At 36.1% G+C, this 15186-nt stretch carries 11 protein-coding genes and 1 pseudogene; 6 read left to right on the plus strand and 6 right to left on the minus strand.

All coding sequences use genetic code 11. The features are described 5' to 3' along the window. Positions 1-168: 168 nt before the first annotated feature. Positions 169-1264: pseudogene (locus tag V6255_RS09085) on the minus strand (IS256 family transposase). 270 nt (positions 1265-1534) lie between these two features. After that, on the minus strand, positions 1535-2452 hold the full coding sequence (locus tag V6255_RS09090; protein WP_341627864.1) for a LysR family transcriptional regulator: 918 nt from the start codon (positions 2450-2452) through the stop codon (positions 1535-1537). Positions 2453-2733: 281 nt separating this feature from the next. Here V6255_RS09090 and V6255_RS09095 point away from each other — a divergent pair, with 281 nt between their 5' ends. Beyond that, positions 2734-3390, plus strand: a complete 657-nt coding sequence (locus V6255_RS09095; protein WP_341627910.1) for an NAD(P)H-dependent oxidoreductase — start codon at positions 2734-2736, stop codon at positions 3388-3390. Between the two features lie 295 nt (positions 3391-3685). Here V6255_RS09095 and V6255_RS09100 read toward each other — a convergent pair whose 3' ends face one another. After that, a complete protein-coding gene (locus V6255_RS09100) occupies positions 3686-3994 on the minus strand; it encodes an antibiotic biosynthesis monooxygenase (protein WP_341627865.1) in 309 nt (102 codons plus the stop codon). A 335-nt stretch (positions 3995-4329) separates the two neighbouring features. Here V6255_RS09100 and V6255_RS09105 point away from each other — a divergent pair, with 335 nt between their 5' ends. The 3 genes from V6255_RS09105 to V6255_RS09115 all read left to right on the plus strand — a co-directional run bounded on the left by V6255_RS09105 (position 4330) and on the right by V6255_RS09115 (position 9427). Next, on the plus strand, positions 4330-5403 hold the full coding sequence (locus V6255_RS09105) for an efflux RND transporter periplasmic adaptor subunit (protein ID WP_341627866.1): 1074 nt from the start codon (positions 4330-4332) through the stop codon (positions 5401-5403). Next, the gene (locus V6255_RS09110) at positions 5403-8519 is read left to right on the plus strand and encodes a multidrug efflux RND transporter permease subunit (RefSeq protein WP_341627867.1); all 3117 of its coding nucleotides are present in this window, start codon (positions 5403-5405) and stop codon (positions 8517-8519) included. The genes V6255_RS09105 and V6255_RS09110 overlap by 1 nt, the downstream gene beginning before the upstream one ends. A gap of 434 nt (positions 8520-8953) precedes the next feature. Next, positions 8954-9427: an FKBP-type peptidyl-prolyl cis-trans isomerase gene (locus V6255_RS09115; RefSeq protein ID WP_341627868.1), complete on the plus strand. Its 474-nt coding sequence runs from the start codon at positions 8954-8956 to the stop codon at positions 9425-9427. 198 nt (positions 9428-9625) lie between these two features. Here V6255_RS09115 and V6255_RS09120 read toward each other — a convergent pair whose 3' ends face one another. From V6255_RS09120 to V6255_RS09130, 3 genes are all read right to left on the minus strand, one after another. Then, the gene (locus V6255_RS09120) at positions 9626-10993 is read right to left on the minus strand and encodes an L-serine ammonia-lyase (protein ID WP_341627869.1); all 1368 of its coding nucleotides are present in this window, start codon (positions 10991-10993) and stop codon (positions 9626-9628) included. A 148-nt stretch (positions 10994-11141) separates the two neighbouring features. Next, complete coding sequence (locus V6255_RS09125; protein ID WP_341627870.1) at positions 11142-11798, minus strand: DUF1007 family protein; 657 nt, start codon at positions 11796-11798, stop codon at positions 11142-11144. A 155-nt stretch (positions 11799-11953) separates the two neighbouring features. Continuing rightward, positions 11954-12337, minus strand: a complete 384-nt coding sequence (locus V6255_RS09130) for a DUF2750 domain-containing protein (protein ID WP_341627871.1) — start codon at positions 12335-12337, stop codon at positions 11954-11956. A 469-nt stretch (positions 12338-12806) separates the two neighbouring features. Here V6255_RS09130 and V6255_RS09135 point away from each other — a divergent pair, with 469 nt between their 5' ends. Both V6255_RS09135 and V6255_RS09140 read left to right on the plus strand, forming a co-directional pair. Continuing rightward, on the plus strand, positions 12807-14453 hold the full coding sequence (locus tag V6255_RS09135) for a diguanylate cyclase (RefSeq protein WP_341627872.1): 1647 nt from the start codon (positions 12807-12809) through the stop codon (positions 14451-14453). A gap of 257 nt (positions 14454-14710) precedes the next feature. After that, positions 14711-15133 carry a hypothetical protein gene (locus V6255_RS09140; protein WP_341627873.1) on the plus strand — a complete coding sequence of 141 codons (423 nt, stop codon included), beginning with the start codon at positions 14711-14713 and terminating at the stop codon, positions 15131-15133. The last annotated feature ends 53 nt before the right edge of the window (positions 15134-15186 follow it).

A 15186-nucleotide genomic window follows, 5' to 3' on the forward strand; every position in this document is an offset into this window, starting at 1 on the left:
GGAAATACTATATGGAAATACTATATGGAAATACTATATGGAAATACTATATGGAAATACTATATGGATATGGTATAGGGGAAAGATGAAGGTCGGTTAGGCAATCATTGATTCGCTTTTTCGCTGGTGGACAACGACCCTGTAAATAATTCTGTGTAATTACCATTTTTACAGATGCTTTTTCAAGCGGTCTTCAAACTCTATTATAAACCGATTCATGGCAGCTCTCCAACTATGGATCGGTTTTGACCATTTCTTCGACGCGGCTCTAATCGCCAAATAGATGACTTTCTTTGCTGAATCATCGCTTGGAAACACCTTACGGTTCTTAATGGCCTTACGAATGACGCTGTTTAATGACTCTATCGCATTCGTTGTGTAAATCGCTTTCCTGATATCTCGCGGATAACGATAAAACGTATTTAAGTTATCCCAGTTGTTACTCCAAGACTTTGATATTTTAGGGTATTGTCCATCCCACTTATCTCCAAACGACTCAAGTGCTGCCCGTGCTATTTCTTCTGTATCAGCCTGGTAAATCAACTTTAAATCGGCGGTGACGGCTTTGTAGTGCTTCCAAGAGACGAATCGGAGTGAATTGCGTATCATATGCACAATACACAGCGGTATATGCGTTTCTGGGTACACGGTATTAATCGCATCTGGAAAACCCTTCAAGCCATCTACACAAGCAATTAATATGTCTTCAACACCTCAGTTCTGTAATTCAGTGAGTACATTTAACCAGAACTTAGCCCCTTCGTTCTCTGCAAACCAAAGCCCTAATAATTCCTTTTCGCCATCTAGATTAATGGCTAAAGCCAGAAATACAGCCTTGTTAATCACTCGGTTATCTTGCCTAATTTTAACGACAATACAATCAAGATAAACAATAGGGTAAATAGCATCTAATGGTCTATTTTGCCACTCAGTCACTTCTTCTATGACAGCGTTAGTGATTTTAGACACGAGTTTGGTCCTTTTTAACTAACTCTGGCTCAAAGGTACCCTTTCTATCGCGTGGTGTGGTTAATTCAAATTGCCCATCTTCAGTTTTTAATGTTTTAGATGTATTACCATTTCGATAGTTATCAACGTTGCTCTGTTGGTTTTTTTCATATCCAAGGTGCTCGTCAAGTTCAGCATTCAGTGCTGCCTCGACGGTGATTTTAGTGAGCATTTGAGTGAAATCGAGTAAGTCTTTTTGATACTTTAATCCCTTTGATGCTTTAAGGGCGAATGCTTCTAATTCTTCTTTTTTCATAATTACCTATCCTTAATCTGATTAAGTTAATGATAGGCAATTACACAGATTTCAGGACAGGCTCTGGACAACATCTATTATTTAGCTCTATTGATGCTATTGATGCTATTGATTATGGTGTTATTAGTTGAATACCGTAGGTTAAATACTATACCTATCTTTATGTCTATCATCTCAAGTTAACCTTCCTACGTTAATTGAGGGATATTTCACTGTGACACTAAACACTAAACACTAAACACTAAACACTAAACATTAATAAAGGCTTAGCTAAGGCGGCGGATATCGTTTACTAAACTCACTGAATTTATGTTGTAAAAAATCAATCACCATACGCAACTGTTTTCTAGGGTAATCGGTTTGTAAATAAACGAGCTGTAAGGGCACATCTTCAGTTAGGTAATCTGTTAATAGTACTTTTAGCCTTCCTTGTTCTACATCTTCTGCAATATCTATCCAACTTTTATAAGCAATACCTTGTCCTGCTATTGCCCATTGTCTTAATAAGGCACCATCGTTGGTGGTTTTGATTGGAGATATAGGAGTTTGTATACGCTGATTGTCTTTATTAAATGTCCATTGTTGAAGATTTTTGCTGCCTAGATTCCAGCTTAATAATTTATGTTGTTGTAACTCAGCAGGGCTATTTGGTTGGCCGAACTCTTTTATATAAGTTGGTGAAGCGACTACATAACGAGGTGATGAAGTTAAATATCTACGCTTAAGTACTGAGTCCGTTAAATGCCCGTATCGAAGTGCAAGTTGGATTTTTTGATCCATTAAATCACTCATGTGGTCACTTAAATATAAGGTGAGGGTTAAAGAAGGGGCGGAGACTAAAAACTCATCTATCCAAGCACTCACAATATTTCTGCCTAAATCTGAAGGCATGCTTAACCCTAAGTCACCGCTTAATTGGTCGTTATTATTGTTTAATGTATTACTTGCTAGCTCTAGGATATTGATTGCTTCACGGCTACTTTCAATAAACAGTTGGCCTTCTTCTGTCAATCGCATGTTACGTGTTGAGCGAACAAATAATTGGCAGTTTAATCGTTGTTCAAGGCGCTTTAATGCTGCGCTGGCTGCGGCTGGTGTTAAATTAAGTTCACGGCTGGCTGCTGAAATATTTTGTAGGTCAGCAATTCTGATGGCTAATTTGAGATCGTTTAAGTGATATATATTCAAAAATAATTATCAAGTTATTCAAATTTAAGTGTGATTATCAAATAAAAGAATCAAGTGTACAATATGTTTATTCATTATTAGCGGTATAGCGGTGAACAATCACTTTTCAAAATATCACTTTCTAAAATAGTTGAGATGATTATAACGACACTGTTAACGACAACGAGACCTTGTGACGACAACAAGACCTTTTCAATAACAACGATATCTTTTAATAACAATTATACGTTTAATGACAACTTATATTATCCACCCAATAAATGAGATTCGACATTATGGCAATACATGATCAAATTATTAATGATTTAGAAACGCGTTACACAACGAAAAAATATGATGCAAGTAAAAAGGTAGATCAGCAAGATCTTGATGTGTTGTATCAAGCATTACGCCTTTCTCCTTCATCAATAAACTCACAACCTTGGAAGTTTATTGTGATTGAAAGTGATGCTGCAAAACAAAGAATGGTCGGTTCTTTTGCTAATAAATTTCAATTTAACCAACATCATGTTTTAGCTTGTTCACATATTATTTTATTTGCACATAATCCAGCTTACACGCGTGCTGATTATGAGAAAGTGGTCGACCAAGGTATTGCTGATAAACGTACTAAATTGGAAGATAAAGAAAAAGCATTTGGTAGTTATGCTTTTGCTGATATTAATACTGACGAACAAGGCAATAATGAAAGTTGGACTAAATCCCAGGTTTATATTGCATTAGGTAACGCAATGCACACTTTAGCTCGTCTGAAAGTCGATTCAACACCAATGGAAGGGGTTGATAGTGAGCTAATTAGTGAGATTTTTGCTGATGAATTAGGTGGCTATCAATGTCATGTTGCATTAGCTATTGGTTATCATCATCCGTCTGAAGATTATAACTTTTCACTGGCTAAAACGCGTTTAACAATGGATAAAGTCTTAAACGTTATTTAACTTAAAGGTTATTTAGAGAATGAAGCCCTAAACGTTATTTAAATGATAAAGCCTTAAAAATCGTTTAAATCAAATATAGTGAATACTGAGACAAATGAGTTAAAGATATTAATCTATCTTTAACTCATCTTGTTAAACCGAGGGCACCAATATTAATGAGCTTTGATCAACGATGCCAATATTTACTGTTTAGAGTGGACTGTTGAGTCTATTTACATTGGTGTTAACGTTTAGGGTTAAGTCTAAATTTACATCTAAGTAAGCAATATACGAGGAGGCTACATATTGTGAGCGGCTAGAGTTTACTGGATATTAAATGGTCTAATACGGGCACTAACACTAAAGGTTCTGCTGCACTAATAATAGCGGTTAGCATTTTAACTCTTGCCCCTTCATGTTTATCTTCTAGCCCCTGTGCTTTTAAATAATGATCTTCGCTAATCCATTGGCTATAAGAAACCCATTGGTTATCTTTTGTTTTGTGTAAACGAGAACCCAATGCGCCATATTTTTCAATATTACGCTGTACCAATTCAGTCCAACCTTCCTTAAATACTTTTTCATGCACAGGGTTAATTTCCCAACGAAATAATATAACGACCATAAATGCTCCTAATAATTACTTTAGCTTTCATTCTTTTTGATTATGCTTTAACTGTTTTCGATACAGTTATTGTTATTTACTATAGATCTTAATTATAAGCATCGATGGTTATTTGTTGTTGTGAACTAATATGGCTATTTACAAAAAAACTAGCGGGTTTTATCGCTTTTGATAAGTGAAATATTGTTAATTATTTGTTTTGTTTCAAATTTATTATGATTTCTCCATATTTTCTTCACAATCTTTTGCTCTTTTTACTTTATGATAGGAAGTAATAGCTGGATGCTGTTGATTGTTTTTTGCTCGTCTTACCCACTTATTTAGAAGATAAAATAATGAATAAATTAAATACTGTTTTTATACTAATTAGTCTATTACTGAGTTCGTTTAGTCATTCTGTTTTTGCTGCACCGGTTGTTTCTGTCAAAAGTGAGATAGTCGCAACGCATGAGGTCTCTCAATCTTTGTCTTTAATTGGTAAGTTACAAGCGAAACAATACGTTAGCATTGCATCAGAAGTGGCCGCTAAAGTGACAAAAATAGCAGTAGATGCCAATCAGACAGTTAAAAAAGGACAGTTATTAATTGCATTAGATAACGCTAGAGCGAATGCATTATTGGCAGAAGCGAAAGCTTATTTAGCGAACGAACAACGAACATTAAAAGACTACCAACGTCTTATTAGAAAGCAGGCGATTACTCAAACTGAATTAGATGCACAATTATCAGCTGTGGCGATTGGTAAAGCGCGATTATTAGCGGCTCAAGTGTTTGTCGATAATCACCGTATTGTTGCTCCTTTTGCCGGCACCATTGGGTTACTTGATTTTAGTGAAGGCAAGAATGTTTCAATTGGTGAAACGTTATTATCATTAGATAACTTATCGCAAATGACTTTGGATCTTCCTGTCCCTGAACGTTATCTATCTCAGATAGAAGTAGGGATGGATGTCTCTGCAACGACGCGCGCTTGGGGTGATAGTACTTTTACCGGGAAAGTGATGGCGATTGATTCTCGTATTAATCCCGATACATTAAATCTTCGCGTACGCTTGTTGTTTGATAACACAAGCCTGCAATTAAAACCGGGTATGTTGTTGTCTGCTCGCCTTGTCTTTAAAGCGGTTAATGAACCTATCATTGCCGTGCAATCAATTGAGTATTCAGGCACTAAACGTTTTGTTTACGTTGTAACAAATGACAGTAAAGTAGAGCGCCGAGAAGTTGAGTTAGGTGCACGCATTGAAGATCAAGCAATCATCGAATCAGGTTTAAAAGTAGGTGAACGTATTGTTGTACAAGGTTTGGTTAATATGCGTGATGGGTTAACTGTTGACGACTTAAGTACGACTAAAAAACAGGGCGATAAAACGGCAAAATTAAATAAGTCTAAAAAGGATAGCAAATAATGTGGTTATCCGATGTATCTGTAAAACGCCCTGTAATGGCAATAGTATTAAGTCTATTGCTGTGTGTATTCGGGATTGTTTCGTTTGAAAAGCTCGCGGTGCGAGAAATGCCAGATGTTGAAAGCCCGGTTGTCTCAATCACTACCCGCTATGAAGGCGCAAGCGCCACCATTATGGAAAGCCAAGTGACTTCTGTTATTGAAGATCAAGTAACCGGGATCAGTGGTATTGATGAAGTAGATTCTGTTACGCGTAATGGCATGTCTCGTATTACCGTTACCTTTGATATTGGTTGGGATTTAACGGAAGGTGTTAGTGATATACGTGATGCAGTGGCAAAAGCGGAACGTGCTTTACCTGACGAAGCTGATGAACCTATTGTGTCCAAAGATGATGGTTCTGGTGAACCTTCCATGTACATCAATCTTAAATCATCCACTATGGATAGAACACAATTAACCGACTATGCAGAACGTGCTTTAACAGACAGGTTTAGTTTAATAACTGGTGTTAGCTCGGTTAGCGTTACTGGCGGCTTATACAAAGTAATGTACGTTAAATTACAACCGGATATGATGGCGGGACGTTCGGTGACCGTCAGTGACATTATTTCAGCATTGGAATCCGAAAATGTTGAAAGCCCAGGTGGTGAAGTGCGAAATGATACCACTGTGATGTCAGTTCGAACCGCTCGTTTGTATGCAGAACCTCAAGACTTTGATTATTTAGTGGTCCGCACCGCTAATGACGGCACACCCATTTATTTAAAAGATGTTGCTAAAGTTTATGTTGGTGCAGAAAATGAAAATTCTGCGTTTAAAAATAACGGTATTGTAAACCTGAGCTTGGGGATTATTACGCAAACAGATGCAAACCCACTTGAAGTTGCGAAGTCTGTGCGCAAAGAAGTGGATAATATCCAACAATTCTTACCTGATAATACTGATTTGGTCTTAAATTATGACTCAACGGTCTTCATTGAACGATCTATTGATGAAGTTTATAACACCTTAATGATAACCGGTGGTTTAGTTATTTTGGTTTTATATATATTCATAGGCCAAGCAAGAGCGACTATTATTCCTGCTATTACCGTGCCTGTTTCATTAGTTTCTTCTTTTATTGCTGCTTATTATTTTGGTTTTTCAATTAACCTGATTACATTAATGGCGCTTATTTTATCGATTGGTTTGGTGGTCGATGATGCGATTGTTGTTGTTGAGAATATTTTCCATCATCTGGAAAAAGGTGAAAAACCCTTAATGGCAGCTTATAAAGGGACTAGAGAAGTTGGCTTTGCCGTTATTGCCACAACGTTAGTATTAGTAATGGTCTTTTTACCTATCTCCTTTATGGACGGTATGGTGGGATTATTATTTACTGAATTCTCTGTGTTATTAGCCATGTCTGTTATTTTCTCTTCATTTATTGCATTAACCTTAACACCAGTACTTGCCAGTAAAATGTTGAAAGAACATCAACAACAGAATCGCTTTAATCGTTGGGTTGATAAGCAGTTTAACCGTTTAGAGAATGTTTACCGCCGTGGTTTACATTGTGCAATGAAATTGCGTTTAGCGGCACCATTAGTCATTCTTGCTTGTATTGCAGGTAGTTATTTCTTGATGCAACAAGTGCCTTCTCAACTTGCACCTAAAGAAGATAGAGGGGTGATTTTTGCTTTCGTAAAAGGCGCTGAAGGAACCAGTTTTAATCGAATGTCTGCGAATATGGATCTTGTGCAAGAGCGTTTAATGCCTTTATTAGGGCAGGGCGTTATTAAATCATTTAGTACTCAAGCGCCTGCTTTTGGTGGTAATGCTGGTGACCAAACAGGTTTTGTTATCATGGTATTGGAAGATTGGAATGATAGAGCTGTTTCAGCTACTCAAGCTCTAGGGCTAGTTAATAAAGCGTTAAAAAACTTACCTGATATCCGTGTTCGCCCTTTATTACCTGGATTCAGAGGGGGATCGAGCGACCAAGTCGAGTTTGTATTAGGTGGTTCAGATTACCAAGAGTTAGAAAAGTATGCTGAATTGTTAAGACAACAGGCTGAAGCTGATGGCATGGTTGTTGGTGGTGACCTTGATTACTCGGAAAAAACACCTGAACTGGTGGTTACTTTAGATAAAGAGCGTGCTTCTGAATTAGGCATTAGTTTGGATGATATTTCTGAAACATTAGAAGTGATGTTAGGCGGTCGAAGTGAAACGACGTATGTTGAGCGTGGTGAAGAGTATGACGTTTATTTACGAGGCGATGAAAATAGCTTTAATAATGTAAGTGATTTAAGTCAAATTTACATGCGTACTAGAGATGGTGAGTTAATTACTTTAGATACATTGGCTAATATTGAAGAGGTTGCATCGGCAAATAGACTGTCGCATTACAACAAACAAAAATCGATTACTTTAGGTGGTAGTGCAGCAGAAGGTAAATCATTAGGTGAGGTATTAGATTATTTAGATGCTAAAGCCATTGAGTTATTTCCAAGTGATATTACTATTTCTTACACTGGAGAATCAAAAGAATACAAAGAAAATCGAAGCAGTGTCTTCATTGTATTTGGTTTAGCGTTGCTGGTGGCTTACTTAGTATTAGCGGCGCAATTTGAAAGTTTTATCAATCCTCTAGTGGTTATGCTTACCGTGCCTATGGGCGTATTAGGCGGCTTTATTGGTATGGTTGTGATGCAGCAAGGGCTTAATATTTATAGTCAAATTGGTATGATCATGCTAATTGGTATGGTGACTAAGAACGGTATTTTGATTGTTGAATTTGCTAACCAGCTACGAGATAAAGGCCATGCGTTAGAAGTTGCTATTATTGATGCGTCTGCACGTCGTTTACGCCCAATATTAATGACAGCATTTACTACTTTAGCTGGTTCTATTCCGTTAATTATGTCTAATGGTGCAGGTTCTGAAAGTCGTATTTCTGTCGGTACCGTGGTGTTCTTCGGGATGGCTTTTGCAACCGTGGTGACTTTATTTGTTATTCCTGCCATGTATCGTTTAATTTCTGGTGGAACGCATTCACCTGGCCATGTAGAAAAACTACTTAATGAAGAGTTACGTGTAAGCGAAGAGAAAACAGTAACATCTAGAGATTAAACATCTTTGTTGTTAAAAAGTGTCGATTTAACCAGTTAGATCGACACTTTCTGCTTAACATCTGTTGACTTCACTGCTTGCTATATTTTGCACCTTGAATGATAGCAAATATAGATAAGTTTATTTTTACAAGCGAGGTTATATCAATAACCTCGTTTTTTATTGCCTGTCGTTTTAATTGCATAAGACGTAATGCTGTAAGCACTTTAGCAGTATAGTATTAGTGACTCTATTTAAAGTATCAATAGCCTTCAAGCACTTATTAATCATTCTATTTTAATATCAATCATTGAGTCTTATACCCACTTCATAGTTTTCATAACTGAATTATTATCAAACTATTTAAAACTATTCTTATACAACTCTTAAACTAAGCTCTAAAATTTAGTACAGTCGCACTTCATTTTATATTTGAATAACAATAGGTATTTATAATGGTCAAATTTATTTTAATCGCAGCAATTTTAATCGTCGCATTTTTCATTTTTCAATCTATGAATGCAGGAAAAAACGCACCAGAAAATATTGCAAAAGGTGAGGTTTTCTTAGCTGAAAATGCGACTAAAGAAGGCGTGGAAACAACTGAGTCTGGATTACAGTATCTCGTACTAGAAAAAGGTGAAGGGACTGAGTACCCGACTGCAACAAGTAACGTACAAGTGCATTATCACGGCACATTACTTGACGGTACGGTATTTGATAGCTCTGTCGATCGTGGCAAGCCAATCTCTTTTGGTTTAAATCAAGTTATCCCTGGTTGGACTGAAGGCGTTCAATTGATGGTTGAAGGTGATAAGTTCCGTTTCTTCATTCCGAGTAAACTCGCTTATGGTAACCGTAACGCAGGTAAAATAACTGCTGGTTCATTATTGATTTTTGACGTTGAGTTATTAAAAATCAATAAATAAAGCAAGACTAATGCTGAGGTAAATACCTCAGATTAATTGGCTTTATAATAGAAACCTCTATGCACCTTATTAGATGCTTAGAGGTTTTTTATTAGAGAGCGATGAACTGGCTATGAATTAAAAAATCACAAAAAACACTAAAAAATACATTAAAGAAAGCGGTTAAAAACTTCTACAAAAAAACACCACAAATAAAGCTTACTCACAAGGTGGCGCCATGTGAATGACAGCTAATCCTCCCTGTGATGTTTCTCGATATTTTTTGTTCATATCCTTCCCTGTTTGGTACATAGTCGCTATTACTTTATCTAATGAGATTAGTGATTTACTGTTGCGTTTCAATGCCATTCTAGACGCGTTGATTGCTTTCATTGCACCCATCGCATTACGCTCTATACAAGGGATTTGTACTAAACCTCCAATAGGATCACAGGTCATTCCGAGTGAATGTTCCATTGCGATTTCTGCGGCAATACATATTTGCTCATTACTACCGCCACGAATCGCCGTTAAACCTGCCGCCGCCATTGATGAAGAGACACCGATTTCACCTTGGCAGCCGACTTCAGCTCCTGAAATGGAGGCATTCATTTTGTATAACATGCCAATGGCAGCGGATACTGCCAAAAAGTCTTTTAACTGAGTATTATCTATTTCACGAATATATTTGTTGTAATACATTAATACTGAGGGGATAACACCCGCTGCGCCATTGGTCGGCGAGGTAACAACTTGGCCACCAGAGGCATTCTCTTCACTAATTGCAAATGCGTATAAGTTGACCCAATCTAAAATACTCATTGGATCGTTATCTATCCCTTCACTGGCTTTGAGTGTTTTGAATAAAGCTGGCGCTCGACGTACTACTTTCAAACCACCTTCTAATATGCCTTCAGTTTGTAAACCACGTTCTAGGCATAGAGAAATAACTTTCCAAATTTTAGTGGTTGTTTCATCAAGTTGTTGTTCAGTACAAAAGCTCAGTTCATTTTTTAACACTAACCCCCCAATGCTTAAGCCATTTTGGTCTGCTAGATTCAATAAACTTTCAGCGGAGTTAAACGGGAACGGCACCGTATTTTTAGGTGTTTTAATGGGATTTAATAACTCTTCTGCCGTGCTAATAAAGCCGCCACCAGTAGAGTAGTAAGTATGCGAATCTATTTCTTGCTCGCCTTGATAAGCAATTAAACGCATGCCATTTTCGTGTAGAGGCAAGCTTTCACGAAGAAATTCAATATCAATATCAGGGTCGAAAGCAATTGAGTACTGGTTTAAAAAAGGCAATTTTTTTGTCTCTGATATTGCTTTTAATAGCAGATTAGCAGTATTCGTTTTAACGGTATCAGGTTTAAATCCCATTAACCCTAACATCAATGCTCGGTCTGTATGATGGCCTTTACCGGTTAATGATAAAGAACCGTATAACTGAACTTTTATATTAGTAACACGTGTTACAGCGTGTTGATTAGCAGTGGCAAATAAATAAGCGGCTAACATAGGCCCACTAGTATGTGAACTGGATGGACCAATGCCAATTTTATAAATATCAAAGATAGACAGCATAATAATTCCTAGGACTAGAAAAGGGGAGGAAGAGTGCTGATGGTCATGATAGTAAGTATTCATGATCGTAAACACTCATGGCAGTCAGTAGCAGGGCTTTTTTATCGTGAACGAATGAGCTACTTACACTTGGTTTCGTCTTTTTGGCTTATTGACAGTGTAGCTGATATTTCTGAGAGAATAATTGGCCGATTGTATTATCGGGTGCTACGTCACTTGCTAGCGATAATGTATATGCACGTAATTCATCTGACGCTTTAGGAGCTAGTAATTCATTCGTACATTGTGTTGTTAGTTGTTCAGATAGTTGAATATTACTTTTATCTAACCATGACATATCGACAAAGTAAGTTTCATCATAGATATAGAGTTTGAATTTTTTATCTTTAAAAGTAATTGGGTTTGATAAGGGTAATTCAAAACTAAGCACTAGTTTATTACCATCTTGGACGAGTTGTGGATGACGCGCTTCTTTATAGCGAACGGGCTCATTTCCGTCATACAAGTATGTGAAATAATGTTCGTTATACATATTGCCCACCACTCCTTGTGCTAGCTTATGTAATGTTGCATCCTTTTTTTCAGGGCTCACATCTTCGCCTTGTAGCATGTAGGTGGATGTTTCTGCATCAAATGTCCAAGTCATGTGTAAAGCAGTAATATGTGTGTCATCACTTTCGATGTAAGTGTTGGTATCAACCCATGCATGAGGGTGTGCAGATAGGGTAAGAGGAAACAGTAGTGTAAAAAAGAAACTTATTTTTGAAAACCAATTTTGTTGTAATAAAATAAATACTTTGTTCATATAAACTCTTATTTTTTATGGTTCGCTCTTTTAAGTTTTCTACATTTTAACTCTAAAAATACTACAGTAGGTCGACTATTTTTTATTGGAACGTTTTATGGTGAATGGATATTGTAAATGTATGACGCGCCATACACTTACAATAATCTACACGCTTACTTTTTAGCTTGTAGTTTTATTTCATGTTCAAATTCATCAGGGAAAAAGATTAATCCATTAAGGTCTTTATCTGGGAATACCACTATTGATAACTCATCGTCTTCTAGTCCTCGTGTCCAACGTTCAGACCATTTATCTAAACTTATTGCTTCTGCTTTACAGTGTGCCCATTCTTCTGTTGCCCACTCTTCTGCGAACTCTTTGTTAGGCCATACTGGAACGCAATCTTCATCTTCCGTATTAAGCATAACGCAGCCATGTTCATCTATTAATAACCAAATTTGTCTTTGTTTATTAACTTCTTTACATAAGTATTGAAAGCGTTGTTGTTGGTCAAATTTTAAAATTTCTTTAATACGTGATGGAGATAAGTCACTCATATGCAGTCCTGTTCATTACAAATCTAATAATTGATTAGCTTAAAGTAAATATTCTGTTTTGCTAGGATATATTTAACTGGCTGTATTGTTAATTACAACTTGTATCATTTTTGATGCTAACTATTAGACTCTACTTAAGATAACAATGATTTACTTTTACCATTCTATTTAACGGAAAACGTATCGTATTAGAAGGTGAGTTATTCAGTGTTGATAAGTGTTTCACTTACTAGAGCCCTGAATCGTTTAAAGTAAATATTATCGTATTTTTTGTTTCTAATATGTCGAATTTGATCTTTAAAACTTAATATTTAGTCTCTAATTTAATACCTAATAATAGTGGCTATTTTTGATTGAAACTTGATAATTATTTTTTTATTCAACTTTACAATGTATATTCAACTAATATTCTTTTTTATTCGACGTTTTTAGTTAGGTAGATTGAAAGTCGAAAATTTTTAGGGGCTTTATGTTTCAAAGTATTAAAGCAAAAGTAATCACTATTTTTTCTCTCGCGATGATTATCTTTACCTGCCTCCTTCTAACGATTGTTTTTATTAATGAGCGTGAACGAGTGCTAGATCTCGAATTGGAAAAATCGACTGACATCTCAAAAATGCATGCTAACTTACTCAGTCAAGAGTTTGCTCAGTATGTTGCTATGTTGCAAATGGTTAGCGATAACCCTCAATTAAAAACCAATGATAAACCCTTTATTATGCAGCAGCTACAAAGGCTGATGATGATAGGCAAAGGAAATTTCATTAATGCTATTTATGTTGATAAAAACTTTAATTTAACCGATGTGTTAGGACATGAAAATAAAGTAACTAATCCTTTGTTCGTGCATGGAGAGCAGTGGCGAGGAAAAGAGTATAATATTACAGTACTCATGCAGAGTAAGTTTGAAAAAACACCTGTGATAATGGTGGCTGTTCCTATCCTAAATAATCAACAAGAGTGGATAGGTAGTATTGCCGTTGCAGTGCCTATATCTGCTTTAACTAAAAAATTGTCACCGATTAAACTCACAAAGCAGAGTTATGCTTGGCTAGTGGATTCAAACAATTTAATTGTTTCACACCCCTCTGCAAAGCTTGTATTGAAAAGCACACTTTCAACTGAAGAAAGTAAAAGTTATCCTGGTTTTTATAAAATAGTAAAACAAATTAATTTACAAGATCATGGTTATGGTCGTTATATGGATGCTGCCATTAATGAGTCTAAAATTGTGACATTTTCTAAAGTCGACTACTTACCTGGTTGGACACTATTTGTGACGACAAAAGAGTCTGAAATCTTTATCGCTATCTATCAAATCTTATATAACATATTAATTATTTCATCTATTTTAATGGCGATATTTTTAATTTTTATTAGCCAACTATCTAATAGTGTAACAAGGCCCATTATTAAATTAACTAAAGAGATAAAAGTAGCGGTTAGCAGTAAAAATCATGACTTTGAAGGGGTTAATTCTAAAGATGAAATTGGCCAATTATCCAAAGCTTTCAAAGGTAGTTTTAAAAAAATTCGTTCACACACAGAACATTTAGAAAAAGTAGTGAATGAACGTACAGAAGAAATATCCACTAAAAACGCTTTGTTGAGTGAACAAAATGACAAATTGGAAGAACTTGTTTCTAAAGATCCTTTAACTCATCTTTATAATCGTCGAGCTTTCATGTCTTTACTTGATAAAGAGCTTGCTAGAGCGAAGAGACATGGTGCAACTATTACGTTAGCTATTCTAGATATTGATCATTTTAAGAAAGTAAATGATACCTTTGGTCATAACGTCGGTGACCAGGTTTTGTGTCGGTTTGCTAATGAACTCGTTAATAATATGCGAACAGAAGACCTCATATGCCGTTGGGGAGGCGAAGAATTTGTTATTTTATTATGGGAGGCAACTGCTGATGGCGCGTTTAATAGGATGGATCAGATACGAGAAAAAATTTCAAAAATTCAGTTAGATACAGTTGGTCAAATCACTTTTAGTACTGGCATGGTAACCATGAAAGAAGGTGAAGAGTTTAAAGACTGGCTACACAGAGCTGACGATGCACTGTATAAAGCAAAAGCAACGGGAAGAAATCGTATAGTAAAAAATTAAATTTATTAACCAACCTTATCAATGCAGGTATAGACTCACAAAAACTATATATTTGATTACTCATTGATATTTAACCTACTTATTTGACAAATAGCCGAACTTTCTTGATTCATACCTGTCTCACCAGCGATATTTGAGTTAATTATCTTAAATCCTTAGTTATTAACCGTTCTTTGTTTACTAATACAGAACCTAATAAAGATTAAGGATTTACAAATAATGACTCTTAACAATTCAATTAACCAACGGAAATAATCATGATCAAATTAAAATATTTAACAACTTCTATTATCGCTTTAACTGCTGTATTTGCTTTAGCTGCATGTGATGATAAGCCTGAAAGTACAACAAGTAAAAAGGTTGACGAGGTAGCTACTGATGTAAACAATGTAGTTAAAGAAGCTGGTGAAAAAGTCGATGAAGTTGTTCTTGAAGCTGGTCAAGCAGCAGACTCTGCGGGTAAAAAAATGACTGAGATGGTTGACAGTGCTGATGTTGCTGCTGAAGAAAGCGGCGAAAAAATAACTGATATGGCAACAGATGCAGGTAATTCGGTAAATGATGCTGTTAACAGTGTAACTGATAAAGCAAGCGATATGGCAACAGATGCAGGCAATGCAATTGAAGATGCTTGTGAAAGTGCTAAAGAGGGTGTTGCAGCTCAAGACACTGATTGTTAATTACTAAACTCTGTTAAATAGCATTGTAATTAGATAAAAATACCGCCATGAAA

It is taken from the genome of Psychromonas arctica (assembly GCF_038155225.1).
GTDB lineage: Bacteria > Pseudomonadota > Gammaproteobacteria > Enterobacterales > Psychromonadaceae > Psychromonas > Psychromonas arctica_B.

What these genes read in the sequence shown, in the direction of transcription:
- V6255_RS09100 (WP_341627865.1), bottom strand. Translation starts at nt 3,994, where the DNA reads ATGGTCGTTATATTATTTCGTTGGGAAATTAACCCTGTGCATGAAAAA.
- V6255_RS09105 (WP_341627866.1), top strand. Translation starts at nt 4,330, where the DNA reads ATGAATAAATTAAATACTGTTTTTATACTAATTAGTCTATTACTGAGT.
- V6255_RS09110 (WP_341627867.1), top strand. Translation starts at nt 5,403, where the DNA reads ATGTGGTTATCCGATGTATCTGTAAAACGCCCTGTAATGGCAATAGTA.
- V6255_RS09115 (WP_341627868.1), top strand. Translation starts at nt 8,954, where the DNA reads ATGGTCAAATTTATTTTAATCGCAGCAATTTTAATCGTCGCATTTTTC.
- V6255_RS09120 (WP_341627869.1), bottom strand. Translation starts at nt 10,993, where the DNA reads ATGCTGTCTATCTTTGATATTTATAAAATTGGCATTGGTCCATCCAGT.
- V6255_RS09125 (WP_341627870.1), bottom strand. Translation starts at nt 11,798, where the DNA reads ATGAACAAAGTATTTATTTTATTACAACAAAATTGGTTTTCAAAAATA.
- V6255_RS09130 (WP_341627871.1), bottom strand. Translation starts at nt 12,337, where the DNA reads ATGAGTGACTTATCTCCATCACGTATTAAAGAAATTTTAAAATTTGAC.
- V6255_RS09135 (WP_341627872.1), top strand. Translation starts at nt 12,807, where the DNA reads ATGTTTCAAAGTATTAAAGCAAAAGTAATCACTATTTTTTCTCTCGCG.
- V6255_RS09140 (WP_341627873.1), top strand. Translation starts at nt 14,711, where the DNA reads ATGATCAAATTAAAATATTTAACAACTTCTATTATCGCTTTAACTGCT.